This is a genomic window from Vibrio albus (genome assembly GCF_003144035.1).
GTDB lineage: Bacteria > Pseudomonadota > Gammaproteobacteria > Enterobacterales > Vibrionaceae > Vibrio > Vibrio albus.
This window is the reverse complement of record NZ_QFWT01000013.1, coordinates 38,183-64,165: the sequence shown is the minus strand read 5'-3', so window position 1 is coordinate 64,165 and position 25,983 is coordinate 38,183. Positions and strand designations below refer to the sequence as shown.

Annotated in this window: 20 protein-coding genes and 1 tRNA gene; 17 read left to right on the top strand and 4 right to left on the bottom strand. The window is 44.5% G+C overall.

Annotated features, from left to right (window positions below; all coding sequences use genetic code 11):
• The first annotated feature begins 145 nt into the window (after nucleotides 1-145).
• The 6 genes from DI392_RS18195 (at nucleotide 146) to DI392_RS18170 (ending at nucleotide 8,900) form a co-directional block, all read left to right on the top strand.
• Nucleotides 146-1,162: an efflux RND transporter periplasmic adaptor subunit gene (locus DI392_RS18195; protein ID WP_245884145.1), complete on the top strand. Its 1,017-nt coding sequence runs from the start codon at nucleotides 146-148 to the stop codon at nucleotides 1,160-1,162.
• Entirely contained in the window at nucleotides 1,162-2,238 is a 1,077-nt protein-coding gene (locus DI392_RS18190) for an efflux RND transporter periplasmic adaptor subunit (RefSeq protein WP_109321115.1), read from the top strand. The genes DI392_RS18195 and DI392_RS18190 overlap by 1 nt, the downstream gene beginning before the upstream one ends.
• Entirely contained in the window at nucleotides 2,235-5,291 is a 3,057-nt protein-coding gene (locus tag DI392_RS18185; protein ID WP_109321114.1) for an efflux RND transporter permease subunit, read from the top strand. The genes DI392_RS18190 and DI392_RS18185 overlap by 4 nt, the downstream gene beginning before the upstream one ends.
• A 209-nt stretch (nucleotides 5,292-5,500) precedes the next feature.
• Nucleotides 5,501-7,177 (top strand): ATPase RavA domain-containing protein, encoded by a 1,677-nt coding sequence (locus tag DI392_RS18180; RefSeq protein ID WP_109321113.1) that lies wholly within the window; start codon nucleotides 5,501-5,503, stop codon nucleotides 7,175-7,177.
• Between the two features lie 20 nt (nucleotides 7,178-7,197).
• Complete coding sequence (gene viaA / locus DI392_RS18175; RefSeq protein WP_109321112.1) at nucleotides 7,198-8,643, top strand: ATPase RavA stimulator ViaA; 1,446 nt, start codon at nucleotides 7,198-7,200, stop codon at nucleotides 8,641-8,643.
• Nucleotides 8,644-8,826: 183 nt separating this feature from the next.
• Nucleotides 8,827-8,900, top strand: a tRNA-Cys gene (locus DI392_RS18170).
• A 54-nt stretch (nucleotides 8,901-8,954) separates the two neighbouring features.
• Here DI392_RS18170 and DI392_RS18165 read toward each other — a convergent pair.
• The gene (locus DI392_RS18165; RefSeq protein ID WP_109321111.1) at nucleotides 8,955-9,605 is read right to left on the bottom strand and encodes a hypothetical protein; all 651 of its coding nucleotides are present in this window, start codon (nucleotides 9,603-9,605) and stop codon (nucleotides 8,955-8,957) included.
• Nucleotides 9,606-9,796: 191 nt separating this feature from the next.
• Between DI392_RS18165 and DI392_RS18160 the strand changes: the two genes are divergently transcribed.
• Both DI392_RS18160 and DI392_RS18155 read left to right on the top strand, forming a co-directional pair.
• Nucleotides 9,797-10,858: a hypothetical protein gene (locus DI392_RS18160; RefSeq protein ID WP_146194548.1), complete on the top strand. Its 1,062-nt coding sequence runs from the start codon at nucleotides 9,797-9,799 to the stop codon at nucleotides 10,856-10,858.
• Between the two features lie 176 nt (nucleotides 10,859-11,034).
• Complete coding sequence (locus DI392_RS18155) at nucleotides 11,035-11,712, top strand: MaoC family dehydratase (protein WP_109321109.1); 678 nt, start codon at nucleotides 11,035-11,037, stop codon at nucleotides 11,710-11,712.
• Nucleotides 11,713-11,809: 97 nt separating this feature from the next.
• Here the strand turns inward: DI392_RS18155 and DI392_RS18150 are convergent, their stop codons facing one another.
• Nucleotides 11,810-12,634 (bottom strand): phosphate ABC transporter substrate-binding protein, encoded by an 825-nt coding sequence (locus tag DI392_RS18150; protein WP_109321108.1) that lies wholly within the window; start codon nucleotides 12,632-12,634, stop codon nucleotides 11,810-11,812.
• Between the two features lie 235 nt (nucleotides 12,635-12,869).
• On the opposite strand from DI392_RS18150, the gene DI392_RS18145 reads away from it, so the two are divergent.
• Entirely contained in the window at nucleotides 12,870-13,229 is a 360-nt protein-coding gene (locus DI392_RS18145) for a DUF3024 domain-containing protein (protein ID WP_109321107.1), read from the top strand.
• A gap of 2 nt (nucleotides 13,230-13,231) precedes the next feature.
• On the opposite strand, the gene DI392_RS18140 is transcribed toward DI392_RS18145, so the two are convergent.
• Together DI392_RS18140 and rnb are read right to left on the bottom strand one after the other, a co-directional pair.
• Nucleotides 13,232-14,053: a helix-turn-helix domain-containing protein gene (locus DI392_RS18140; RefSeq protein ID WP_109321106.1), complete on the bottom strand. Its 822-nt coding sequence runs from the start codon at nucleotides 14,051-14,053 to the stop codon at nucleotides 13,232-13,234.
• A 154-nt stretch (nucleotides 14,054-14,207) separates the two neighbouring features.
• Nucleotides 14,208-16,208, bottom strand: a complete 2,001-nt coding sequence (rnb, locus tag DI392_RS18135; protein WP_109321105.1) for an exoribonuclease II — start codon at nucleotides 16,206-16,208, stop codon at nucleotides 14,208-14,210.
• Between the two features lie 462 nt (nucleotides 16,209-16,670).
• On the opposite strand from rnb, the gene DI392_RS18130 reads away from it, so the two are divergent.
• From DI392_RS18130 to DI392_RS18095, 8 genes are all read left to right on the top strand, one after another.
• Complete coding sequence (locus DI392_RS18130; protein WP_109321104.1) at nucleotides 16,671-18,551, top strand: DEAD/DEAH box helicase; 1,881 nt, start codon at nucleotides 16,671-16,673, stop codon at nucleotides 18,549-18,551.
• Nucleotides 18,552-18,805: 254 nt separating this feature from the next.
• Nucleotides 18,806-19,993, top strand: coding sequence for an acetate/propionate family kinase (locus DI392_RS18125; RefSeq protein ID WP_109321103.1), 1,188 nt, complete (start codon nucleotides 18,806-18,808; stop codon nucleotides 19,991-19,993).
• 624 nt (nucleotides 19,994-20,617) lie between these two features.
• A complete protein-coding gene (locus tag DI392_RS18120; protein WP_109321139.1) occupies nucleotides 20,618-21,805 on the top strand; it encodes an ABC transporter substrate-binding protein in 1,188 nt (395 codons plus the stop codon).
• 82 nt (nucleotides 21,806-21,887) lie between these two features.
• The gene (locus DI392_RS18115; protein WP_109321102.1) at nucleotides 21,888-22,757 is read left to right on the top strand and encodes a branched-chain amino acid ABC transporter permease; all 870 of its coding nucleotides are present in this window, start codon (nucleotides 21,888-21,890) and stop codon (nucleotides 22,755-22,757) included.
• 4 nt (nucleotides 22,758-22,761) lie between these two features.
• Complete coding sequence (locus DI392_RS18110) at nucleotides 22,762-23,730, top strand: branched-chain amino acid ABC transporter permease (RefSeq protein WP_109321101.1); 969 nt, start codon at nucleotides 22,762-22,764, stop codon at nucleotides 23,728-23,730.
• A complete protein-coding gene (locus DI392_RS18105; RefSeq protein ID WP_109321100.1) occupies nucleotides 23,730-24,512 on the top strand; it encodes an ABC transporter ATP-binding protein in 783 nt (260 codons plus the stop codon). Before DI392_RS18110 ends, DI392_RS18105 begins: the two co-directional genes overlap by 1 nt.
• A gap of 3 nt (nucleotides 24,513-24,515) precedes the next feature.
• On the top strand, nucleotides 24,516-25,238 hold the full coding sequence (locus tag DI392_RS18100; protein ID WP_109321099.1) for an ABC transporter ATP-binding protein: 723 nt from the start codon (nucleotides 24,516-24,518) through the stop codon (nucleotides 25,236-25,238).
• A 3-nt stretch (nucleotides 25,239-25,241) separates the two neighbouring features.
• Complete coding sequence (locus DI392_RS18095; protein ID WP_109321098.1) at nucleotides 25,242-25,967, top strand: aspartate/glutamate racemase family protein; 726 nt, start codon at nucleotides 25,242-25,244, stop codon at nucleotides 25,965-25,967.
• The last annotated feature ends 16 nt before the right edge of the window (nucleotides 25,968-25,983 follow it).

Here is a 25,983-nt window from a genome sequence, read left to right as displayed (position 1 = left end):
GTTTGATCTTCGTCTGTAGTTTTATATACTGCACAACTGTATAGTAAATTAAACTGCGATTGGGAGAGACAACCAAGTGACGATACAAACCTATTTGAAAAATAGTTTCAGGGGTGTGTTCAGGACACTTCTGCTAGGAGGAATAGTGTCCTTTCTCAGCGGATGCTATCAGGCCAACTCTGAGCCACAGCTGGAAATTATAAAACCAGTAAAACTGTATGAAGTGCCGGCGAACCACCCGGATGGGTATGATGCCTTTCTGGCAAAAGTGGATGCTGGTACCCGTTCGCAACTCTCGTTTCAGGTTTCCGGAGTTATTGAGACTCTGTTGGTGAAGGAGGGACAGAAAGTCAGGAAAAATGACGTATTGGCTACACTGGATGCCACTGATTTTCAATTGGCACTTGAAGCTAATCAGGCACAGTATGATCTGGCAAAAATTAATTATGAGCGTGATAGAAAGCTGGTTGAGAAGCAATTAATCAGCACGGATAGTTTTGATAAGAGTGAAACAACTTACAAAGCCGCACGGGCTGCACTGGAGCAGGCAAAAACAGATTTGGGTTATACCACACTTAAAGCGCCGTTTGATGGTGTTGTGTCTCTTTCTTTTGCGAAGCAGGATCAGTTCATTCAGGGAGGAGCGGCAGTACTGAATATTCTGACCATTGATAAACTGGATGTGGATTTCTCTTTGCCGGTTAATTATGTGAAGGAAATTGGGGTCGAGAAGCTGAAGCAGCGGTCATTTTCAGTCGTACTTGATCATTATGCCGACAAAGTTTTTCCCGCACATTTTAAAGAAATATCAACATCTCCGGATATTGATACGAACAGCTATAACGCGACAGTGTCAATTATCCGTCCCCAAAATACGAATATTCTGGCAGGGATGACCGGTCAGGTACGTCTCCTGAATAAAGGTATCTCCAGTTCTCTTTTCCTTCCTGAAGATGCACTCTTTTACCAGATAAACGGACAAGTATTAGTGTGGCGTTACATTCCTGAACAGCAAGTGGTGCAGAGCACTGAAATCGAATTAAGCCCGTCCGGAGCGGTTATCCGTGGAATAGAAGAGGGTGATCTGATTGTTATCGCGGGCGCGGATAACCTGATAGAAGGGCAGAAAGTCAAAGCCTGGAAAAAGGAAGGAGGTATCTGATGTTTTTGCAACAGAGAAAATTTTATGGTGCCTTAATCGTTACGCTGGCTGTGTTACAGGGTTGCGAATCGGAAGAAACCATCAGAGATAAGGCTCCGTTGTCAGTCACCTCTTATACCGTTCCTCACCCGGTTGAAAAACGGTTTCGGGAGTTTAAAGGCAAGGTCGAGCCAGCCGAACTGACTAATGTCTCCTTCAGGATTGGTGGTGAACTGGATGCTATTCTGGTGCGATCCGGGCAGAAGGTTAAACGAGGAGAACTGTTAGCGCTATTGAACAGTGACCGGTCACGACAGCAGTTAGCGGATGCGGAAGTTCGTTATCAACTGGCGCAAAAGCAATTGAACCGGGGAAAAGAATTATTCACTAAAAAAATGATTTCCCGGTCAGAGCTGGATTCACTGACGGCGAACCGGCGTATTGCAGAGGTTACTTACCGACAAGCACAAAACCAGCTGGAATATGCCCGGTTAGTGGCTCCATTTGATGGTGTAATTTCTTCTGTACCCAAAAAAGCCTTTGAAAGTGTACAGACCGGTGAACCCATACTGAGTATGTATCAGAGTGACATTGTACAGATTCGGGTAGCGATTTCTGATGCCATTCAGGCCATGATTGATCCCGATGAGAAGGATAGAGTTTATCAGCCTCAGGTGACTTTTTTAAATGATGACCGTCATTTTTATCCACGTTATCTAAAACATAGTAGTGAGCAGTTACCAGAAAATCAGTCATATGAGTTTTGGTTGCAGATGGATCAGGTTGAACCGCCTATTCTCCCTGGAACCAGTGCCAGTATTCGGGTCGATATGGTTAAGGCCGGGTTGCAAAAAGCTCATGGATACGAGGTTCCGATGACAGTTCTGGATGCAGGAGATTCACCAGAAGCATTTTATGTCTGGAAACTAAGTCATGGGAGCGTTAGCAAAAAGGTGGTCGAGGTAGAGCGTATTACTGAAGAAGGCGTGATTATTAGTGACGGCGTAACAAAGGGTGAGCAGTTGGTGAACTCAGGGTTAAGAAAACTAAGAGACGGCATGAGTGTTAATTATATTAATGAGGGCAGCCCGCAGTGAACATTGCTGAATATTCAATAAAACATAAAGTCATCAGTTGGCTGTTTCTGTTGATTCTGGGGGTCGGTGGATTACAGTCCTTTTTCGGGCTTGGTCGTTTGGAAGACCCTAAATTTACCATTAAAGACGCTCTGATTATTGCCTCATACCCTGGTGCAACGGTTCAGGAGGTTGAAGAGGAGTTAACCTATCCTCTGGAACGGCAGGTTCGGCAATTGCCTTATCTTGATAAGGTGACCTCTATTTCCTCCCGGGGGCTGAGTCAGATAACGGTCAGCATGAAAGAGCAGTATGCTGCCGGAGAGCTGGCACAGATATGGGATGAAATGCGCCGTAAGGTGAATGATCTAAAAGCCACTTTACCTGCAGGAGTTGCCTCTGTTCAGGTTATTGATGACTTTGGTGATGTGTACGGTGTGCTGCTGATGCTTAGCGGAAAAGGATACTCCTATGTTGAACTGGAGCGCTATGCTGACTACCTGACCCGTGAACTGGATCTGATTGAAGGTGTGGGTAAGGTAATCAAAGCTGGGGACCAGGAAGAACAACTCTTTGTAGAAGTCTCCCTGGATCGTCTTGCTGCACTTAACCTGGATATGAACAATGTCTATAACTTACTCACCACTCAAAATAGTGTTACGTCTGCCGGTAGCCTGATGATGGATGGACAGAGTCTGGTGGTGAGGCCTGATGGGGCTCTGAACTCCGTTGAACAACTGGAAAACCTGATTATCCACGGGCGAGATACCGGAAATCTGATCCGTCTTAAAGATGTTGCAACGATATCCCGGGGTGTGGCGGAGAAACCGGATAATGTGATTACCTACAATGGTGAACCGGCAATCAGTTTGGGTATTTCATTTGCTGATGGCGTCAATGTCGTTGAAGTCGGTCAGCATATTGAAGCTCGTCTTGCAGAATTGGAAAACATTAAGCCTGCGGGTATTGATATCAATTATTTTTATAACCAGGCTCATGAAGTGGATCAATCGGTTCAGGGGTTTGTAATCAGCCTGGCCGAAGCGGTCGGTATCGTTATTCTGGTATTGCTTTTTGCTATGGGGTTACGCAGCGGCATCATTATTGGGCTGGTCCTGCTTCTGACGGTATTCGGTACGTTTATTCTCATGGAGCAGACAAATATTGAATTACACCGTATCTCATTGGGGGCACTGATTATTGCACTGGGAATGCTGGTGGATAATGCCATTGTAATCGTAGAAGGCATTCTTGTCGGGATGAAAAAAGGCCGGACTAAACTTCAGGCGTCAATAGATATTGTTAAGCAGGCTCAATGGCCATTGCTGGGGGCAACGGTGATAGCCATCATAGCCTTTGCACCGATTGGACTGTCAGAAGATGCAACCGGTGAATTCATGGGCTCATTGTTCTGGGTGCTTTGTTATTCTTTGTTCTTGAGCTGGATTACAGCGCTGACACTGACGCCGTTTCTGGCGGATTTACTACTAAAGGACGGGGAGCAGGAAGAGGCATCTGACGACCCATATAAAGGCGCGTTGTTTGTAATATTTGGTGGCTTGCTGAAGCTGGCTCTGCGTTTCCGCTGGCTGACTATTGGCGTGATGATCGGAATGCTGACCCTGTCTATTGTCGCTTTTGGTATGATCAAGCAGTCTTTCTTTCCGGCGTCGAATACACCGATGTTTTATGTTGATCTATGGATGCCGGAAGGCACAGATATTCGTGAGACATTGGCACAGACACATAGGGTTGAAGAGAAAATAGGTGCGCTGGACGGGGTAGCGTTTGTTTCCAGTTCTGTCGGACAAGGTTTACCTCGCTTTATGCTGACCTATGAACCTGAACGTTCTTATGAGGCATATGCTCAAATTCAGGTGCGTACTGAAACCCGGGAACAAATAGTACCGATACTGACACAGCTCGAGCAGGAACTGCCATCCCATTTTGCCGAACCGACTTTCCGGTTCAGAATGCTGGAATTCGGGCCTTCACCAGCATCGAAAATCGAAGCAAGAATTTCAGGTTCCGAGCCTCGCGTACTGCGTGAAATAGCGCGACAGGTTGAAGATATTCTGAATGCGGATCCGGGTACCCGTAACGTCCGTCATGACTGGCGTGAAAGGGTTAAAGAGTTGGTACCACAGTTTAATGAGTCTAAAGCGCGCAGGCTGGGGATCACAAAGCAGGATTTATCTGAAACTCTGCAGACCGCTTTTGGTGGTAGCCCTATCGGAGTGTTTAGGGATGGTACACAGATGCTGCCTATTATCGCCCGCTTGCCTCAGGAAGAAAGGGTCGATTTTGATACTTTACAGAATTTAAGCGTATGGAGTCCGACGCTACAGAGTTATGTCCCTATTGAGCAGGTTCTTGATGGAATGGAACTGGAATGGACAGAGCCACTTATCATGCGTCGTGACCGTAAACGGACATTAACGGTGTTAGCTGACCACGATATTTTGGGTGAAGAAACCCCAGCGGTGCTTTTTTCACGTATCAGGCCTGCAGTAGAAGCTTTGAGTTTGCCACAGGGGTATCAGATAGAGTGGGGCGGAGAATATGAATCTTCGACGGATGCGCAACAAGCTACGTTTAGTTCCCTGCCAGTGGGTTACCTGTTTATGTTTATTATCACTATCTTACTGTTTAACTCAGTGAAGAAGCCTTTGGTGATCTGGTTGACGGTACCGCTGGCCATTATAGGTGTGTCGATTGGGTTGCTCGTATCGAATATGTCATTTGGTTTTACTGCTTTACTGGGCTTGCTGAGCCTGAGTGGAATGGTATTGAAAAACGGTATTGTGTTAATGGATCAGATAAATAGCGAACTTGACTTTGGTAAAGAGCCTTATCAGGCTGTGGTGGATAGTGCCGTTAGTCGTGTTCGTCCGGTTAGTATGGCGGCATTAACGACGATATTGGGTATGATCCCTTTACTGTTTGATGCGATGTTTAACTCAATGGCTGTGACAATTATGGCTGGTCTCGGGTTTGCTACGGTACTCACGCTTGTTGTGGTTCCTGTATTGTTTTCCCTGTTCTACTCGGTCAAAGCGCCTCGTAAAGTCTGATTTAAAGCTTTGAAACCAGAACAGCGTGCTGGGTACTCTATCCGGTACGCTGTTTTTATTTTTATCTTAAATATATTTCCATATCCATAAAATTATTGATTCATCGCAAAGTATCCAGTACAAAGATTGATATGGGTCGCAAAAACCGTGGTTTATGTGAAGTGGCCCGGTATACTGTGCGATAACCTTGCCGTAATTTGGGTCTTACTATGAGTTCATTTTCTGAGCGTTCCGGCGTATCTAGTGCTGAAAAATCGTTGCGACGGGAACGTATTAATAAACTGGCGAATGCTTTATTAGACGGGGTCTATGAGCGAGAAGACATCATTAAACTTTGTCTTCTTGCGGCTTTGTCAGGGGAAAGTGTCTTCTTACTCGGGCCTCCGGGTATTGGTAAAAGTCTGATTGCCAAGCGTCTTATTCAGGCATTTGATCATGCCAGCTATTTTGAATATCTGATGACCCGTTTTTCCACGCCGGAAGAAGTTTTTGGGCCGTTAAGTATTCAGGAACTCAAAGATAATGGCCGTTATGTTCGCCTGACTGAAGGCTACCTTCCTACCTCTCAGGTGGTATTTCTGGATGAAATCTGGAAAGCGGGTCCGGCCATTTTGAATACGCTGCTCACTGTCGTGAACGAAAAAACCTTCAAGAACGGTAGTGAAATAAGCAAGGTACCTATGCGCTTGCTGGTATCCGCTTCGAATGAACTGCCGGATGAAGACAGCGGGCTTGATGCGCTATATGACCGTATGTTGGTCCGCATCTTTATGAACCGTATTCAGAATAAGCAGAACTTCAAATCTATGCTGACGGTTGGCACTCAGCAGGAAACTCAGATCCCGCCCGGACTGGCTATCACTAATGAAGAATATTACCAGTGGCAGAAAGAGCTGAATCAGTTACAGCTGGATGATGAAAGCTTTGAGAAATTGTATGAATTAAAACTGATGCTGGAAGAAAAAGCAGAACACTTCGGACTCAGCACGGAAGAGACCGATATGTATGTATCTGACCGTCGCTGGAAGAAAGCGGTAAAACTGCTTAAGGCCAGTGCCTACTTTAATGGCCGGGAAAGCATTAATCCTCTGGATATCTTGTTGTTGAAAAACTGCCTCTGGTACAGCCCGGATAATCGGGAGATTGTTGAGGGCGTCGTTAACGAATTTGCGCTTCAAAAGGCGTTTGATCAGGACGTTGCCACTAAACAGATTGATCTGTGCCGCCGGGAATTGGCATCTATTCAGGATGAGCTTGAGACCCGTTTCCGCATGCATCTGACGTTAGAAGCTGCTGCAAAAAGTAAGTTAAGACGAAAAGAGAGCTATCAGTGCGATCTTTCCGGAGCCGGTACTTATACCGTAGGCAAAACGAGGAATCTGTACAAGCTGGTTCTGCTTCAGAGTGGTATGCCGGTGAATGATTCGGTTAAGGGGGAAGGGCGCTGGTTATATGTAGAAAAATCTGAGCTGGAGAAAATCATTCGTGAGGGTGGTGGCGATGCGTACGGTTACGTTAACCAGAACCCTAACATGTGCAAGATCAGCTTTGATTTGGATGCTTCAGGTTGCTTGGCTATCCGGGACATTTCTAACCGGCCTCTGCTGGTTAGCCTGGTGACAGATGCCGGGCTGGATAACGAGCTGTATGAAAGGTGGTGCGCGAGGGCAGATAACGCTGTCGCACAGATAAGCAGTGCAGAAAGGCATCTGCGTCAGGCTCGTTTTAATTTCAGCGGTGCATTACCGCACAGTTTTATTGGTGATGAGCTGCCGGGTCAGATAGAGAAAGGGTTGCAGGAGCTAGCAAAAGAGCTTGAAGCCACTCAGGAAGAGAGCGATAAAACCGCGTCACGGATTAAAAGTCTGAATCAGTTTTTTGCCTGATTTAAGGGAGAGTAAGTAACGTGTTAGGTATGGATGAGCTTAATATAGCGATGATGGTTGCAGAGTCTGGAATAGTTGAAACGGCTATCGATGACTTGATGGAGAAAGTGCAGTTTTTAGCGGTGGCTGAAAGTGCACGCTCAAATGAGCTGGCAAAAGAGCACATTCACCAGTGGAGCCATTATGCTCAAAAACGCGTTGCAGACACGTTTGAAAACAGTCACCTGCAGAATGAGCTGACTCTGTACCGTGAAACACTTAAACTGAATGAACGTCACTTCTATTCCCGCCTTCCTTCCCTTCTTGGCAAACTGGCTTCAACCTCCTCATTTTACCCGGAAGCAAAAAAACTGATTGAACAGAACCGGGCGGTTAAGAATCCGTTATTCGCTCAGCATTTTTGTGATTGCTGGTATGAAAGCCTGCTTAACTCAGTAAAAGAAACAGAATCTGGCACGCTGGATTCGGAAAAAGAGAAATGTCTTGCAGACTTGCGCCAGCGACTTGAATCGCTGGAGTATGTGAATGAAATAGCGGGCACTGGCCAGGTAGGGAATTTTATTCGTGCCTGGGATATGGCTGCGTCGAAGCTGACGAAGGGAGACATCACGGCCATTCGTAAGCATGCCAATTTTCTTAGGAAAAACAGTGAACTGAAGGAAATTGCGAATCAATTGGGTCGTATGGCTAGCCAGGTTGATGATCCGGAACTGAGAAAAAATCAGCAGGAAGAGCTAAAAATAGTGGAAGAAGTCAGTGATGAAGCGACCGATGATATTGTCGGTGTTCATCAGCATAATGACCTGAACCGCATGCTACCTAACGAAGCCATATTTCTTGCTTATCCAGAACTTGAAACGATTTTCTATAAACGCTTTCTGACTAAACGGCTCATGAACTATAAGATGCGCGGTAAGGCTCGTAAGCTGAAAAAAGTGAGAGCTGAGAAAGCTGAAAATCAGACTGCCGATATAGAGAAAGGGCCATTTATCCTTTGTGTGGATGCCTCCGGTTCCATGAGGGGCTTTCCTGAAGAGTGTGCTAAGGGAATGGCTTATGCGTTGATGCAGGTTGCATTAGAAGAAGATCGTGACTGTTATGTGATTCTGTTCTCTACAGAGCAGATTACCTATGAACTGACTGGTCAGGACGGACTGAGGGAAGCGGGCGTTTTCCTTTCTTATCAGTTTAGGGGGGGCACAGAACTTGAGCCCGCGTTGATAAAGTCTGTTGAGCTGATGTCTGAAGAAAAATATAAAAATGCCGATTTAGTGGTTTTGTCTGATTTTATTGCACCAAAGCAACCGGAAGCGATCCAGCAGATGGTGGCTTCATTACAGAAGCAGCAGAATCGTTTTCACGCTGTTTGTTTTTCTAAACATGGCAACCCACAGCTAATGGACATGTTTGATCACTGCTGGGACTATCATCCGGGTATGTGGGGTCGGCTAATGAAAAAGTGGTAACGACTCAACTCTCATCAGACATCAAACATCGGGGAAAGAGATCAATCTTTCAGCAAATTGTGTTTAAAATCAGCAAACAAACCAAGAATGTTTATTTTTAATTGACTCCTTCGCTCAGATAAGTAAAGTAGTCACCAGTTCAGACGGGAAGCCTGTTTAACCCGTTGAAATCTAAATTAATATGGCGCGTTGGCAGAGTGGCTATGCAGCGGATTGCAAATCCGTGGACCTCGGTTCGACTCCGGGACGCGCCTCCATTTCCCTTCTATCTTCTATCTTCTATCTTCTATCTTCTATCTTCTATCTTCTATCTAGTTAGCTCGTTTCATATTAAACGACTTATATTCCAGCTTTTCAAAGCGAATGCTGTTACCAACTTGCAGGAAGTAAAACTCCAGATTGTCGTCTTTTCTCTCTGTGATAAGTTGATGCAGAATACCTCTTGCTGTAGGTGTTTTATGGTATGCGGTCACGGTGGCTCGTTTTACCTTCTGATTCGACAAATAATCATAGTATTTTTTGGGGGTCCCATTTCTGAGATCCAGAGCAACCTGATTGAGCAGGAGTGTGTAAGGATAGGCAATATCGGCCAGTTTTATTCGTTTCTTATCTTTTGCATCCTGAATTTCCATGGATAAAAAATCATACTGATATTCTTTGTGTTTTGAGCCGATTTTTTCTTCATAGTGGGTAGACACAGGAGAGAGGTGATTGTAGTCCTGTATGTAAGATCCTTGTTCGTGAATATAGGCATCTACCCACATAAAAGAACCTTTCACCCGGGTCTCATAATGACAGACATCTTCTTCACAGTTGTACACCATAGTGACCTTTCCCAGCGACAGCGGGCCCAGACCAACATTAAATTCACCGTGTATTCCCTGAGTGGTAATCGCGTAGGCTGTGGCAGAAAGGCTCCACAATGCAATGGCTCCAATTTTTTTCAGGTGACTTTCTGGCATAGGATATCCCCATTTGGGTAAAGGCCTGTTGTTGTATATAACGTACATGATGAATCGGATTTAATCCAATAGTCCGTGTGGCTAGGACACGCTCTGGCAATCCGGATGCTTATTGAGTTGTCTATAATTATAGTTAAAGGCAGCAGTACAGGATAGAAAAAACAGTGCGTTCTCTTTACCAGGCCGTTGTAATGATTAGTGCTGTATACCTTATCAATGCACTAATGTTTCCTGCAGTGGCTCAGACGAAGTATGCCCCTTCAGATTCGGGGGCAGCACCCTTGTCATCCGCTGATGAGGGGCGAGTGTTGCCAGATAAACCAGTGGAAGATGAAGTGAGCTGGTTAGACAAAACAGAAAGCTATGTGGCGAATACCGTGCACGATTTTAGCGTGTATGTTGACCAGGGATTAGCTAAGCAGGAAGAAGAGCAGGCAATAACAAACCGAAGCTATGTTCAATTTAGGTCGTTGGCAGAATACAGCCATCTTGGGGATTTTGAGTCTGATGGAAGCTTGTCAGTGCGTATTGATTTGCCTCATATCGAGCACAACTGGCATTTGGTGTTTGAGACCGATTCGGATGATTATAGTTCTCTGGAGAGTAAGCAGCGTGACTTACAGGGGGCCAGAGATGATGCGGGTGACCCTGTCGGAGGGGTTGAATATCAAAATGGGCTGCTGCATTACTGGGATACGAACTTTGGTATCGGAATGAAGTTGCGGTTGCCGTTAGATCCTTTTGTCCGTGGTGAGCTAAAGCGAGTCGAGGCCGCGGGAAATGACTGGGTTGCGCAGTTCAGGCAACAGCTTTTTTATTATCATACTACTGGTGGGGGGGCGTTCAGCGAGCTGAAGTTTTTTTATCCTGTTGCTGAGGATGAGTCACAGATTTTTTCAGCTGGTTCAAGTGCCCAGTATAGGTTTGATGAGGACGCGTGGGAGTTACTGTTTCAATTAGGATTGTCAGATCGCATTAATCGCGATCATCTTCTGGATTGGTCTGCAGGTATGAGTATTGACCCGTCTGAATCTGATAAAGTCACAAACTATTGGATATCAGCAACCTGGAGTCAGAATGTTCACAAAAATTGGCTATACTTTTCTATTATTCCTAAAATTGAGCTACCTCGTGAATATGATTATAAAGCGAATCCAGGTATTCAGATGAACGTAGAGCTGTTCTTTTCTAAAAATCGATCCATAAACCGGTTGAACCGTTCTATTCCTGAACCTACTCGTAATCGCGATTAGCGCCATTTAAAAATTACCAATAAAACATTATTTTATTGACATAACTCCCTGTTTAAAATGATAAAAACAGTGTTCGGAATACACTTGTTCGCTCGAAAAAACTTGCTGGTTTTTGTGAACTCATTCAAAATTAACAACTATGGCTTAGTCATAGGCTTTTAATAACTGAGGTTTTTATGAAGGTTGTGGATATTCTCAAACACAAAAGTGAATCGCTGGCAAAGCATCATTTTGAAATAAAAGAACTGATGTCTCCTGCGTTAAGGGAATACTTACATGATTTTGTGAGCAAAACCAATGGAATTCAGGTTTTTGACTGGGTGCGCGAACTTGCTCCTGCGGTAAATGAAGATGTTAGTCCCCGTGAAGAAGAGATTGAGCTGAGTAGTGAAGCGCTGGCTGTGTATCAAGAGCTACAGACAAAGTTGGATCAGGTGGTTCATGTGGGTGACTGGGTCACCATAGATCAAGAGCGTATTAATGCTTTTGGAGAGGTAACGGAAGATACTCAATGGATTCATACCGACCCTGAAAGAGCGGTACAGGAGTCTCCGTTTAAAACGACAGTGGCGCACGGCTTTTTAACCTTGTCTATGCTGTCTCGTATGACGGATAGTGTTGATCCTGAAAATCCCCTGTTTCCTACGGCCAAAATGGTAGTCAATGTTGGGCTTAATCAGGTTCGCTTCCCTTATCCGGTAAAGTCAGGAAATCGGATTCGCACACACAGCAAGTTGATTAAGGTGACACCTATCAGGAAAGGGCTTGAGCTTGAGCGTGAAATGACGGTAGAAATTGAAGGTATTCGTCGACCAGGATGTGTGGCGGTTTCTGTTATCCGCCTGTATTTTTGAATGGATTAACGCCTATGGGGCAGATTGGTAATGTTCAGATAGAAGAGCTGGCCTGGCTGCCAGCTCTTTTCATATCATGGTCAGCTGTCTGGCCATGTTAGTATTGTTTATCCACTGGTGTATATCCGTATTGGGTAATCAGCTTTTTCGCCTGTTCTGTATGTAAAAAATGGATGAATTTCTGTCCACCTTCAGGCAGTTTTTCTTCCTTGTACAAAATAAGAAACGGGCGTGCGAGCTCATATTTTCTGGATGCAATGTTATCTGGGGTGGCTTTAACCCCCTCAAAGCTCAGTTCTTTTACAGAAGCGTCAACAGAGCCATCTGAGATAAAACCAATAGCATGTGGGTTATGATTCACGATGGTTTTTACCATACTGTTACTGTTCACCACGAGATTGGTAGGGTTTATGTCTGACACCTGACGTCCGTTAATCACGGTTACCAGTCCAAGTAACGACTCAAAACTATAACGGGAGCCAGAGGAGGCTTCCCGGGTAACGACGGCAATTCGCTGATCCGAACCACCCAGTTCCTTCCAGTTTGTTATTTTGCCCTTGTAAATATCATAGACTTGCTGACGGGTAAGGTTACTTAGGCCATTTGTATGATTCACAATAAGGGCCAATCCGTCAAAAGCGATAGGGAAGGTGGTCAGATCTTCTGTTTTCTCTCCTTCCGTCAGGTAGCGTGAGCTCATGCCTATTTCTGAAATCCCTTTTTTAACCATAGTGATCCCCGCACTGGATCCGATTCCCTGAACAGCGACATAAGTATCTTTATGAGAGTTGTTGAACTCTTCTGCAAGAACGTCCATTACGCGAGCAACAGAAGTAGAACCGGAAATACTGATTTCTTTAGCATTGACTCCCGGCACTAATATCACTGCAGAAAGAAGAGTAGCTAATGCAACTCGTAACATAAAAAACTCCTGATAATAAAAAGGTAAGGTAAACGCTGATCATATGTCCATATCATGACACTTTTGTGAAAATGAGCAGGTGGTTATGCTTTTATTAGATACAACAAAGATCTTTTACTCATTTTTCTCACGGGAGAGTATAGTTAATGTATGTATACTCAAGTGGTTTCAAAAGGCTGAGTTTGGTGAACAGGCTGGATAAGATTATCTTGGGTATAGATATCGGGGGGTGATAATGAGTATTTCAGAAATAGAACAATACCGATTAGAAAAGGCGGTGCGAGCTCTGTGCTGCAGTCGAAATCAGAATACTCCGGTGGAGCAGGGAAAGCTTCAGTATGAAATTTATACTGGCGGTGTGATCTTTTCTGAGTTGGATTTCTTGTTAGATTCATCTCACTGCAATAGTGATAACCCTATAGCAAAGCTGGAATATGATAAAAGGGATGAACACTGGATGTTATATGTTGCTCAACATGATCCGGAAGAACCGGGAGTACAGACGTGGCTGCCATACCCCAACTTATCTAAGCAAGAGACGTTTGATCCTCTTTTAGAGATTTTAGAAGAGGATCCACAGCATATGTTCTGGTAACGTTATTTTGCTCTGCTTGAGGCGACTTGCTGTCGGAATTCTTTTGGGGTCATTCCTTGTACGCCTTTAAACGCTGTGCTGAAGTGGGCTGCGCTTTTAAAACCAGACTCAAAGGCAATTTCAGCAATTGACTTGTTCGTCAGGCGAAGTTTGGTTGCTGCGTAGTTAACCCGTTTCACTTTTAGTAACTGAGAAAAACTAAGATCCTCGGCTGCTAACCGCCGCTTTAATGTCGCTGTTGACATGCCCAGGAATTGGGACGTTGCTTCCAGTGACACTTCATTATCAATATTAAGTTCTATGAATCGAATGACCTTTTGAGCGGTGGTTTGGTCAAAGGCTTTACGGAATATAGTCTGGGTTGTCGGTGAGATATGAATGATCTCTGCCAGCAATGCATGAGCCAGAGCCTCAACAGTATGGTCACTGCTTTCCGCTTCTTTCGCGGAAATCAAAAGGTCAAGAATAGTTGTCGCAATAGTATGGCTTGTACCAAATACAAACACTTTTTCTGCAACATTCTCTGTATTGATTACCTGATTTGGTTTCGGTATTTGATTACAAAATGCTTGAAAAACAGAGGGTTCAAGGATGATGATTTCTGCCAGAAAGCTTTCATATAAGGCTTGTGACTGTACTTCTTTCAGATCGTCAGAGTGATAAACGATGAATTCTCCGGCAGATAATACCAGGGAAGTATTGTCTTCTGTTCTGATATTCAGAGCCCCTTTCTTTACACGAAGAATACCGCTCTGTGTGGCCGGGAAGCGATCTTTTTTTCGGGTAGTCAGAGACTCATGTTTAAAAACGGTGACTTTTGACATGTTATTTTCTGTAAGTATTCTAATTAATCCAATAGTACGCTAGTTAATCCAATAGTACGCTAGCCAGGCTATTGATTTTGGTGACAGCCTCTAAAAACAGAACTCTTGAACACCAGTGTGGCGTATAAATGATGCGCCACACTGGAGTTTGACCCTATTCTGAAACGTCTGCTGTTTCAACCGCGTTTGGTTCAGCAAATACCTGAGTTGGCTTTGCAACCAGACTGCGGTTTTCCATATTGACGTCGGCAAGTACCACTTCCAGAGTATCGCCTAGCTTGTAGACTTGCTCTTTATCAATAGATACCGTACCTGTATCGCTATTACATTCAATTCTTTGTTTATTATCAACAATTAATGGAGAAGGAATGAATGCCGAAGCACCATTTTCAAGCAATCGAATACGCATACCGGCACGATTGATATCGAAAATTTCACCCTGATAGCGTGTCTCTTTTTCTGGCTCGTTGGCCAGAGTTCGGGCATAGAGCCAGTCTCCGACGTTACGCTCGGCTATTTTGTGATGCTTACGATGAATAGCCAGTTCTTCACCAATGCTGTCATCCGGAACCTGTACAGGGTCTTTCCCCATAATATGCGCTTTAAGCATGCGGTGGTTAATCATGTCGCCGTATTTACGAATCGGAGATGTCCACGTTGCGTATACCGGCAGGCCCATAGCATAGTGAGCATCCGGTTTATTACTGATTTCACTGTATGCCTGACACTTACGAATAAGGTTATCCAGGTAGGACGTATCCAGAGTACTCAACCAACGACGCAGGCTGCTGAACCCATCTAATGTCGCGATTGATTCTTCGGTAAACGGATGGTTATTTTCCGGATTGACCAGCTCTACGACGTCTTTCACCCTGTCAGGTTTAAAACCTGAATGAACATTGAAGACACCAGTATCAAAGCTGGCCTGAAGTACCTGACCTGCACAAATGTTTGCGGTGATCATCGCTTCTTCAACCAGCTTATTCGCACTTCTGCGCATATCGGCATGAATGGCGATAACGTCATTGTCTTCGCTTAATTCAAAACGATAATCCGGGCGATCAGGGAAAACGACAGCATGTTTCTCACGCCAGCCTGATCGAGCAAGAGAGAAGTCATACAGGTCGCGTACTACCTGCTGAATGTCATCTTCTGGTTGCCATTGTTCAGATGACCCATTTTCCAGCCAGTCTGATACATGATCGTAAGCCAAGCGGGCATGGGACCGGATATTAGCCGCAAAGAAACGAATATCATCACCGATCACGCCTTCTTTACTGATGGTCACAGAGCAGCATATTGCCGGTCGGATTTCTCCCTCAATCAGCGAGCATAGCTCATCGGCAAGCTCTCTTGGCAGCATAGGAATATTGCGGCCGGGAAGATAGATGGTGAAGCCGCGTTCACGAGCGACCTTATCCATGTTATCGTCAGGACAGATATAAGCTGTCGGATCGGCAATGGCGATAGTCAGCTCGAAATCGCCACTGTCTGTACGTTTTGCGTATAGAGCATCGTCCATATCTTTGGTGGATTCACCATCAATAGTGACAAACGGAACATGGGTCATATCAAGACGTTCAAGCTCTGCGTCATCTTTGATTTCCCAGCTATCAATGCCTTCTGGTTCTGAGTTTGGTAAATCGTTTTGTGCCAGTGTTACCCACCAAGGTGCAATTTTATCGTCGGCATCGGTAATCTTTTCACTGATCTCTGCAAAAAAAGAATTGTCACCACTTAGTGGATGACGTATCAGTTTTGCTACAACCCAGTCGCCTTCCGATAAGGTTTCAGGGTTCAATCCTTTTTTGGCTTTTGCTTTCAGCGAATTTTTCTTCAGTTGAGGATGATCCGGGCAGACATTAAGGCGACCTTTAAACATTTTTACCCGGCCAATAAAGCGGGTAAGGCTTTGCTCAACCAACTCATCAGGTTCGGCGACTTCTTTGCCGTTTTCCGTACGAATTAAAGCGACAACTTTATCTCCATGCAGACATTTTTTCATGTATGGAGGTGGAATAAAGAAGCTTGTCTTGCTGTCTACTTCTAGAAAACCAAAGCCTTTGTCTGTCGCTTTGATAGTCCCTTCTTTCTTCGGAATGTTTTCTTTGATTTGCTGCTTTAATTGCGCGAGCAAAGGATTATCTTGAAACATCTATCGTTTATAACCTATTGATTTTAAAAGTTGGGGTTGTTTTCCCCATATATGCCCAAATTTCTTCCCCACAATGAGACTGCGCTCTTTAAAGGTGAGTCACTCAGGAATCATTACTGTGAAATTATAGCTGCGTCACATGGTACTAATTAATGAGTAGAATGTATATTGGTTATGCTTTTTATAACCGTTCATTTGAGGCATACCGGCGGAATTGCCCAATAAGTATTGAAAATAAGCATGTTTATGCACAAATTGTCCATTTTTGAGACAAAAATGTGATGAAATTCAATTTTTTCTGGCTTTTATTATGTAAATGGGGCAGAATGCGCACCCCTTATAGGTGTCCCTAGCCGCTTAATGGGTTTTTGTACTGTTATTCTCTCCGAATAATCTGGGTGTTCAGTATTGGAATTGGAAAGCGAATGGGACCGGTGTTTACATATATACAATAGGATCCCAATGCAAGATTCTGATATTCAATTCAGTGAATTAGCACTGAATGAGGCCATTTTGTCTTCTCTTGACGAAATGGGTTTTGTTTCTCCTACTCCAATCCAAGCTGCTGCTATTCCTTTCCTTCTGGAAGGTCGTGATGCACTTGGTAAAGCACAGACAGGTACCGGTAAAACTGCTGCGTTTTCACTTCCTCTTTTAAATAAGCTGGATCTTAAACAGTACAAACCGCAAGCCATTGTACTTGCACCTACTCGTGAGCTGGCTATTCAGGTCGCCGCTGAGATGAAAAACCTTGGTAAAAATATCAAGGGACTTAAAGTTCTTGAGATCTATGGTGGTACTTCCATCGTAGATCAAATGCGCGCACTAAAATCTGGCGCGCATGTCGTAGTCGGTACTCCTGGACGAGTTCAGGATTTGATCAACCGCGATCGTCTGCATCTGGATGAAGTAAAAACATTCGTTCTGGATGAAGCCGATGAAATGCTGAATATGGGTTTTGTCGACGATGTTACCTGGATTATGGAGCACGCCCCTGAGTCGGCTCAGCGCGTTCTGTTCTCTGCAACTATGCCTCCTATGCTGAAAACGATTGTTGAACGTTTTCTGAGAGATCCTGCACATATTGACGTTGCAGGCAAAAACCAGACTGTTGAGAAAGTTGAACAGCAGTTCTGGGTAGTGAAAGGGGTAGAAAAAGACGAAGCGATGAGCCGTCTGCTTGAAACTGAAGAAACAGATGCATCGATTGTGTTTGTACGTACTCGTCAGGATACGGAGCGTCTGGCTGACTGGTTGTCTGCTCGGGGCTTTAAAGCTGCGGCATTGCACGGCGATATTCCTCAGTCTCTGCGTGAACGTACCGTTGATCATATCAAACGTGGCGTCATCGATATTCTGGTTGCAACGGACGTTGTTGCTCGTGGCCTTGACGTGCCTCGTATCACTCATGTGTTTAACTACGATATTCCGTTTGACGTTGAGTCTTATATTCACCGTATTGGCCGTACGGGTCGTGCGGGACGTAAAGGTAAAGCGATTCTTTTAGTCCGCACTAATCAGTTGCGTATGCTGCGTACTATTGAGCGTGTAACTAAATCCAGCATGGAAGAAATCCAGCTTCCGCTAAGAGATAAAGTGGCAGATGCTCGTCTTGCTAAGCTAGGTGCTGAGCTCGAAGTCGAAAAAGAAAATGAGTCACTGAGTAATTTTGCTGAGCTGATTGAAAAGCTACAGGATTCTCTGGACATTGATGCGACGACTCTGGCTGCGATGCTTCTGAAACGAGTTCAGGGCAAACGACCTCTGTTCTATAAAGGTCCTGATCCGATGGTGGCGGCGATTGAACGCGACAAGCAGCGTCGTAAAGAGCGCCGTGATAACCGTGACAATGGTGGTCGTCGCGGAGAGCGTGGTGGTAGCTATAACCAAAACCAGGAATGGGATACTTACCAGCTTCAGGTTGGCCGTGAGCAGGGCGTTCAGGTTAAAGACATTGTCGGTGCACTGGCGAATGAAGTTGGTCTGGGTAAAGGCTCTATCGGTGCTATTAAACTGGCGCAGGGACATACATTTGTCCAACTGCCTAAAGCACTAGGTTCGCAAGCTGCGGGTAAACTGAGTAAGCTGCGTATTCGTCAGCAGGATGTAGGTGCTGTTGTTTGTGATTTTAATGACTTCCGGGAGCCTCGTCGCAGCCGTGAAGGTGGCCGCCGTGAAGGTGGATATCGCGGCCGTGATGGTAACCGTGAGAACCGTGGTCATCGTGGCAATCGTGAGAACAGTGGTGAACGCCGTTATGACCGTAACCGTGGCGGTGACCACAGAGGTAGTTACCGTGGAGAGCGTGGCTCAAAAGGTCAGGGACGCCACAACCAGGCATAATAAATGTGTCACTAAAAAATAGTTGAATGGAAAACCGGATCTAAATAGGTCCGGTTTTTTTATGCATCTGGTTTTATCAAAAAAGATTAAATTTCCATTTCTAAATAACGCGTAATTTGACACAGATCAACAAAACAAAGATACGGTGGATATTTCTTTTCAATTAAAGTTGAATGATTAAAAAATTATTGAATAATGGAGTGAATACCACAGAGCTGGGCTCTGATAGTCAGACACAATAGGAAAGGATACTCATGGCAAATGCACTTGTACTCGTGATCAATTCGGGTAGCTCATCTCTGAAGTTCGCGGTTATTGATTCAAAAACAGGCGATGCGCTTCTTAGCGGCCTAGGGGAATGTTTTGGTCTTCCTGAAGCTCGTATGAGTTGGAAATATCAGGGCGAAAAAACAGAAGTTGAAATTACGGGTGACAACCACCACAAAGCATCGGTTGAAAGGCTGGTAGAGTTGGTCAATGAACTAGGCTTTACTGATGATATCGTTGCAGTTGGTCATCGTGTTGTTCACGGTGGTGAGAAATTTACTAAGTCAGTACTGATTGACGATGATGTCGTTAAGGGTATTGAATCCATTCAGGATCTTGCTCCACTTCATAACCCAGCACATATCATCGGTATCCGTGCTGCGATGGAAGCATTTCCATCTCTTCCTCATGTTGCAGTGTTTGATACCGCTTTCCATCAAACTATGCCGGCTAAAGCATATACTGGTGCTATTTCGAGTAAACTGTATAAAGATTATGGTATCCGCCGTTACGGCTTCCATGGTACCAGCCACTATTATGTGAGCCGTGAAGCTGCCCGAATCTTAAATAAACCAGTAGAAGAAAGTAACTTCATCACCGTTCACTTGGGCAATGGTGCTTCTGTATGTGCGGTGAAAGAAGGTAAGAGTGTAGATACCTCTATGGGCTTCACACCTCTTGCTGGTCTTATGATGGGGACCCGCTGTGGTGACCTTGACCCAAGTATCATCGAGTTTCTGCTGAAGAAAGGCTGGTCTCAGGAAAAAATCTTTGATGAACTGAACAAGAACTCTGGCTTCCTTGGCGTGTCGGGTCTTACAAGTGATGCTCGCGGTATTCTGGAAGCAATGGAACAAGGGCACGAAGGCGCAACACTAGCGTTTGAAGTCTTTACTTACCGTGTTGCGAAATACATCGCGTCTTACATGGTCGCTGTTGGCGCACCATTGGATGCTATCGTATTCACTGGTGGTATTGGTGAAAACGCACTTCTGATCCGTCGTGAAGTTCTGAAAAACCTGAAAGTATTTGGTTATGAGGAAGATGTTTCAGGCGATGAGGCAGCCCGTTTTGGTGAAGCAGGTATTATCACCAAAGAAGGGTCTCCGGTTGCGATGGTTGTTCCTACTAATGAAGAGCTAATCATTGCTCAGGATGCAATTTCACTGATTTAATTTTTATCACAGTCAGCTATTCTTACCTGAGTCAGACAAAGTAAAGGCGGATCTTATGATTCGCCTTTTTTAATGGGGGGCAATACCAGTTCCAGTCATTGGTATAATCTGTACTGCGGTAGTATTGTATACAAAATGGTGTGGATAAATATACAAACACTATTCATGAATTTAGTGTTCTGTCGTAAGTTTGGTGAATGTTTGTGCTCTTTATTCTCTGTACCGCTACATTTCTGAGCTAATCACAGCTGATCTCCTAATCAATACATATTCTCTCTGAATATACGACTTCTTTTATATATTATTGGTATTAAAGCGTGCTCCATTTTAGTTCATTAGTTCGATAAAGGTGCGACCGGTACATTTCAGTCACATCGATTTCTCCATTCAACCTGTATTCTAAAAAACCATTCATTACACAAAATGTCATTAACTATATGATTTTTTGGATTATTAATATTAATTCGAGAGTTTCATCACTTTTGGCATACAGGCTGCATACAGTTTTACCGAAGATTGTAGACAATCTTACTGTGGATTGTCGACAATAACCTGATGTAATAATTTTAGTGTTTTTAATGCTGGTCGGAGACCAGCGACCAAATGAAAAAATGGAGTTTACAGATGAAAAAATCTAGCTTTCTTAAAGCAGGTCTACTAGCAACGGTAGTAAGTGCTGCCATTTCTGGTTCTGCATTTGCCGCTAATCCAGTACTAAAAATTGGTTTTGTGGGTGTGACTTCTGGTCCTGCTGCTGCATGGGGTATTTCAAACCAACGCTCAATGGAAACCCGTGCTGACTGGATTAATGAAATGGGTGGCGTCACTATCGGTGATACTACTTACGACATTGATGTGGTCGCATTTGATGATCAGAAAGACCCTAAACGCGCTGTAGCCGGTATGGAAAAAATGGCTCAGGAAGGTATTCATTATGTTGTTGGTCCAAACGTTGATGATGGCGCGGCGGCAGTTCGTCCTGTTGCTGAGCAGAAAGGCATTATGTATTTCCCATATGCGTTTCCAAAATCTTTATATACTGCCCCAGCGTCAAACGCAGTTCTTGGTATGGTAGCAAACTACCAGTCTGGTCCGGCTATCTATAAGTACCTGATGGACAACAAAGGAATTGAAGACGTTGCATTTGTAGCGGCGAATGAATCTGATCCTCTTAGCCAACGTGACGGCGGTGTAGAAGCGGCTAAAAAACTTGGGCTGAATGTTGTGTCCAGCAACGTGACTTATCAGGTTGATACAACTGACTTTACACCTGTATTATTGCCGGTTCTTAAGTCTCGACCAGACCTGTTGGTGCTGTCTGGTGTTTCACCGGCTAACGCTCCTCAGCTTATCCGTTCTGCTTGTGAACTGGGATACACCGGGCTGATCTCTACCGAAACCGCTCAGGATGCCAGCGTTCTGAAAGAAGGTGCTGGTGATCTGGCCAATGGTTTTATTTCTGTGGGTGGCGCATCTACGCCTGAAGTCGCTTCTGACACCATGCGTGAATTCGTTAAACGCTATACAGAGAAATTCGGCGAATATAACGACGAATCTAACACCAAGGTTTATGCGCTTGAATACATCATTGAGACATTGAAAGCGAATCCGTCTGCAATTACCAATGTGGACCAGTTCCAGCAAACCATGGATACATTTGAAGCGCCAAACCCATATATGGTTGGTGATGCGAAACTTAAATATGTAGGTAGCACCTCTTTCGGTCAGAAGCGACAAGTTTCGGTACCACTGGTGGTTAACACTTATCGCGATGGTAAGTTTGAAACTCTGTTTATTGCTCAGGTTGACTAATGTAATTAAATAAAGTGGTAGTAAAGTGGCACTAATAAAGTGCCACTAATACCTCACCACTATATTTCATACAGGATTACTTATGGAACAGATTGTTGTTAATGGACTATATCTGGGTGCTCAATATGCACTAATAGCCCTGGGTCTGACACTTATTTTCTCACTGATGAACGTGCTTAATTTCGCGCATGGTCAGATGTATGTACTAGGTGGCTTTGTAACATATACAGTGGTATCACAGTTTGGTCTTCCTTTTATTGTTGCACTGCTTATATCTGCTGTTGTTCTGGCTGTAGTTGGAGCACTTATTGAAAAATTTCTATTTCGTCCGGTTATTAAAAAGTCTAAACGAGACGAAAGTACAATGCTGCTCGCCGCCGGTATTGGTTTTTTTCTTGATGCTGTAATTTTGCTGGCATTTGGTGAAAAACAACGTGGTGTACCAAAAATAATTGATGGTGTCTTTAACTGGGATTTTAAGGTCATCATGCCTTATGACCGGATTTTCATTGGTGTTATTGCGATAGCAATGATCATTGCATTTATGCTGATCATGCAGTATTCAAAAGCGGGTCGCGCAATGCGGGCGCTGGCTCAGGATAAAGTCGCTGCAACACTAATGGGCGTGGATGTCGACCGTTATCAAATGATTGGGTTTGCTTTAGGTGCCATGCTGGCTGGCGTTGTGGGTGGGCTTCTGGTTACCATTACCGGAATTAACCTGGGAATGGGCGGACCAACCTCAACGAAAGCTTTTATCATGATTATGATAGGTGGTGCTGGTGTTATTCCGGGTGCTATCGTGGGTGGCTTTATTTTGGGAATGATGGAGAGTGTCGGTTTGTCGGTATTGTCTGAATATGGCGATATTACTTATCTGGTGATCTTTGCATCCTTGATGATATTTTTGGCTATTAGACCACATGGTTTAATGGGCAAGCCTTGGGGATAATATCATGAATAATAAATTATTAGTTCGTGTTGCTATTTTTGCTATTGCTGTGTATCTGCTTGTTCCTATGTTTATTGCAGTTACTGGTCGCACAGATTTTTATTATACTTTAACATCCGTTGCTCTTCTTTCAATATCTTCTGCTGGTGTATGGCTGACGTTTTATATTGGACGAATTAATATTGGGCAGGGTGCGTACTCTTTAGTAGGCGGTTATGTGTCTGCTATATTAATTACTCAATATGGATTCAGTTTCTGGTCAACATTACCATTAGCGGGCTTATTCTGTGTTGTATTATCTGTCTTAATTGGACTGCCGATATTGCGTCTGCGTGGTGTTTATTTTGCCATGGTTACGCTAATACTGACTGAAGTAATGCGTTTAACCGCACTGGCATTGCCAATTACTCATGGAGCTAAAGGGATTACTTCTATTCCTTTACCAGGTGCGATTGAAGTTTTTGGTATCACCCTGATTCCGGATTTCGGCACTCTTGAGAATCCTAAAATTGCCTTTTATTTAATGGCAATAACACTGATGATTATGGTTTACGCTGTATTGTGGCGTATTGTGAATTCTCGTCTGGGTCACTTGTGTCGATCACTACAACAGAACGAGGAGTTGGCATCATCCATTGGTGTGAACACGACCTATCTGCGTATTTTGACTTATTCGATTTCATCATTCTTTGGTGGTATAGCGGGGGCTAGTTTTGTTGCCATTACCCAGTCAGTCTATCCGTCATCGTTCCAAATCGCAGACAGTATTAACTTTATGCTGAACTGTTTCCTTGGGGGCCTGGGGTACGTTTTCGGTCCAATGCTAGGCACTCTGATGCTTTATTTCGGCTGGGATCTGTTATTTACAGTAGGTAAATATCAAATGCTTATTTACTCAAGTCTGTTAATTTTGCTGATGCTGTTCCTGCCAAATGGCGTATTGAGTCTGATTGAAAGAAAGGGGAACCGATAATGAAACCACTACTTGAAATACGTAATGTAACGAAACGATTTGGTGGATTAACGGCCGTTAACGACGTGAGTTTTCTGGTTCATAAAGGGGAGATACTATCGGTCATCGGGCCCAACGGAGCCGGGAAGTCGACGCTTTTTAAACTGATTTCCTCTTTCCTGAAGACGTCCAGCGGGATGGTACTTTTCCGGGGGGACAGAATCAGTAACCTTGCTCCACATACTGTGGCCCGGCGGGGAGTCGTAAGAACGTTTCAGGAAACGACCATTTTTAAATCAATGACGGTGAGGGAAAACATTATTGTTTCCCACCACCTTCAGTCAAAAGCGTCGTTATTTGGCTTTTTTATCGGAAGTTCAGCAGCCAAAGCAGATGAAGCGAAATTTGGTGAATCAGCTGATAAAATCATTCAGCTTTTGGGGCTGGAGCCTATCGCTGATGAACTGGCCTCAAACCTGCCACAGGGACATTTAAGGGTTCTGGGCATGGCCATTGGCCTGGCGACAGATCCTCAGATCATCTTATTGGATGAGCCTTTCGCGGGTCTGAATCATGATGAGACAATGCGTTTGGTTGAACTGGTCAAACGATTAAGAGATGAACGCAATGTGACGGTATTGTTGGTCGAACATGATATACCGGCAGTGATGAAGATTTCGAATCGTATCGTGGTGCTCAATTTTGGTGAAAAGATTGCGGAGGGAACACCGCAGGAAATTCAAAATAACCCCAAAGTAATTGAAGCTTATCTGGGTTCTGAAGATGTCGCGGTGGGGATTTAAGTAATGAAAGAAATACTGAAACTTGAGAATGTCGAGCTCTATTATGATCACGTCTATGCGCTGAAAGGGGTCTCTGTTAATTTGCATGAAGGTGAGACAGTCGCGCTTATCGGGGCAAACGGAGCTGGGAAATCTTCCATTTTAAGAGCGATCACCGGGCTATCCGGGATCAAGTCCGGGAAAATCTACTACGAGGGTGAGCGCCTGGACGGTACGCCAGCCAGCCAGATCGTAGGGCGAGGAATCGCCATGGTCCCTGAAGGCCGCCGGGTATTTCCTTATATGTCTATCAAGGACAACTTATTGATGGGCGCGTTTACGCGCACGGATAAGGCTGGAATAGCAGATACACTGGACAGTGTGTTAGAGCGTTTTCCTCGCCTGAGAGAGCGGTATTCACAACAAGCCGGAACGTTGTCGGGTGGTGAACAGCAAATGATGGTTATTGGCCGTGCATTGATGGCGAACCCTAAAGTTCTGTTGCTTGATGAACCCAGCCTTGGTATCGCACCCAAATTAGTGCAGGAAATTGCCCGTTCAATTGTGGCTATATCACGGGATCAGAATGTCAGTGTGTTACTTGTAGAACAAAACAGTCGCATGGCGATGTCGATATCTAATCGTACCTATGCGTTGTCTACCGGTTCTATTGTGTTAGAAGGTCAGTCTAAAGAACTGATGGATGATAAACGTATTAAAGAAGCGTATTTAGGTGGGGAAGTTTAAGAGATGCGAATACTAGTTGTAAACCCAAACACAACAGCCAGTATGACGGATAAGGCCTGCATCGCCGCTCAGCGAGTAGCGTCTGCGGATACTGAAATTGTGGCTGTTACTTCACAACATGGGCCTGTCTCTATAGAAGGGTATTACGACGAAGCCATGGCGGTACCGGGAATGTTACAGGCCATTCAGTCGGAAAAAGATTTTGATGCCGTTGTGATTGCCTGTTTTGATGATACGGGACTGGATGCGGCACGTTGTATTACCAATAAACCAGTTATCGGCATTGGTGAAGCAGGGTACAAGGTTGCCTCAATGCTATCCAATAAATTCAGCGTAGTAACAACGCTTGCTCGATCGGTTCCCGCATTGGAACATAATCTGATGAAGTATGGTATGGAAAGACAATGCGTTCGTGTTCGTTCGTCAGAGATACCTGTACTCGAACTCGAGCATGACGGGGATACCGCAGCCAAGAAAATAGGGCTAGAGATTGAAAAAGCATTAGCAGAAGACAGAGCTGAAGCGATTGTACTGGGCTGTGCAGGCATGGTTGATCTGGCTGACAAGTTGTCAGAGCAGTTTTCAATCCCGGTTTTAGATGGCGTGACCTGTGCCGTTTCATTGTGCGAAAGTCTGGTAAGACTAAAAATGAGTACAACCCGACAAGGGGGGTATGCGCCTCCACCTGAAGAGAAAATTAAGGATCTGACTCAGATCTATTGCAGCTAACAAAAACGGCTTAGTG

Coding starts and splice junctions, on each gene's coding strand:
- DI392_RS18190 (WP_109321115.1), top strand. CDS start 1,162: ATGTTTTTGCAACAGAGAAAATTTTATGGTGCCTTAATCGTTACGCTG.
- DI392_RS18145 (WP_109321107.1), top strand. CDS start 12,870: ATGAGTATTTCAGAAATAGAACAATACCGATTAGAAAAGGCGGTGCGA.
- DI392_RS18160 (WP_146194548.1), top strand. CDS start 9,797: ATGATTAGTGCTGTATACCTTATCAATGCACTAATGTTTCCTGCAGTG.
- DI392_RS18140 (WP_109321106.1), bottom strand. CDS start 14,053: ATGTCAAAAGTCACCGTTTTTAAACATGAGTCTCTGACTACCCGAAAA.
- DI392_RS18110 (WP_109321101.1), top strand. CDS start 22,762: ATGAATAATAAATTATTAGTTCGTGTTGCTATTTTTGCTATTGCTGTG.
- DI392_RS18125 (WP_109321103.1), top strand. CDS start 18,806: ATGGCAAATGCACTTGTACTCGTGATCAATTCGGGTAGCTCATCTCTG.
- DI392_RS18120 (WP_109321139.1), top strand. CDS start 20,618: ATGAAAAAATCTAGCTTTCTTAAAGCAGGTCTACTAGCAACGGTAGTA.
- DI392_RS18180 (WP_109321113.1), top strand. CDS start 5,501: ATGAGTTCATTTTCTGAGCGTTCCGGCGTATCTAGTGCTGAAAAATCG.
- DI392_RS18155 (WP_109321109.1), top strand. CDS start 11,035: ATGAAGGTTGTGGATATTCTCAAACACAAAAGTGAATCGCTGGCAAAG.
- DI392_RS18105 (WP_109321100.1), top strand. CDS start 23,730: ATGAAACCACTACTTGAAATACGTAATGTAACGAAACGATTTGGTGGA.
- DI392_RS18150 (WP_109321108.1), bottom strand. CDS start 12,634: ATGTTACGAGTTGCATTAGCTACTCTTCTTTCTGCAGTGATATTAGTG.
- DI392_RS18165 (WP_109321111.1), bottom strand. CDS start 9,605: ATGCCAGAAAGTCACCTGAAAAAAATTGGAGCCATTGCATTGTGGAGC.
- DI392_RS18115 (WP_109321102.1), top strand. CDS start 21,888: ATGGAACAGATTGTTGTTAATGGACTATATCTGGGTGCTCAATATGCA.
- rnb (WP_109321105.1), bottom strand. CDS start 16,208: ATGTTTCAAGATAATCCTTTGCTCGCGCAATTAAAGCAGCAAATCAAA.
- DI392_RS18095 (WP_109321098.1), top strand. CDS start 25,242: ATGCGAATACTAGTTGTAAACCCAAACACAACAGCCAGTATGACGGAT.
- DI392_RS18130 (WP_109321104.1), top strand. CDS start 16,671: ATGCAAGATTCTGATATTCAATTCAGTGAATTAGCACTGAATGAGGCC.
- DI392_RS18100 (WP_109321099.1), top strand. CDS start 24,516: ATGAAAGAAATACTGAAACTTGAGAATGTCGAGCTCTATTATGATCAC.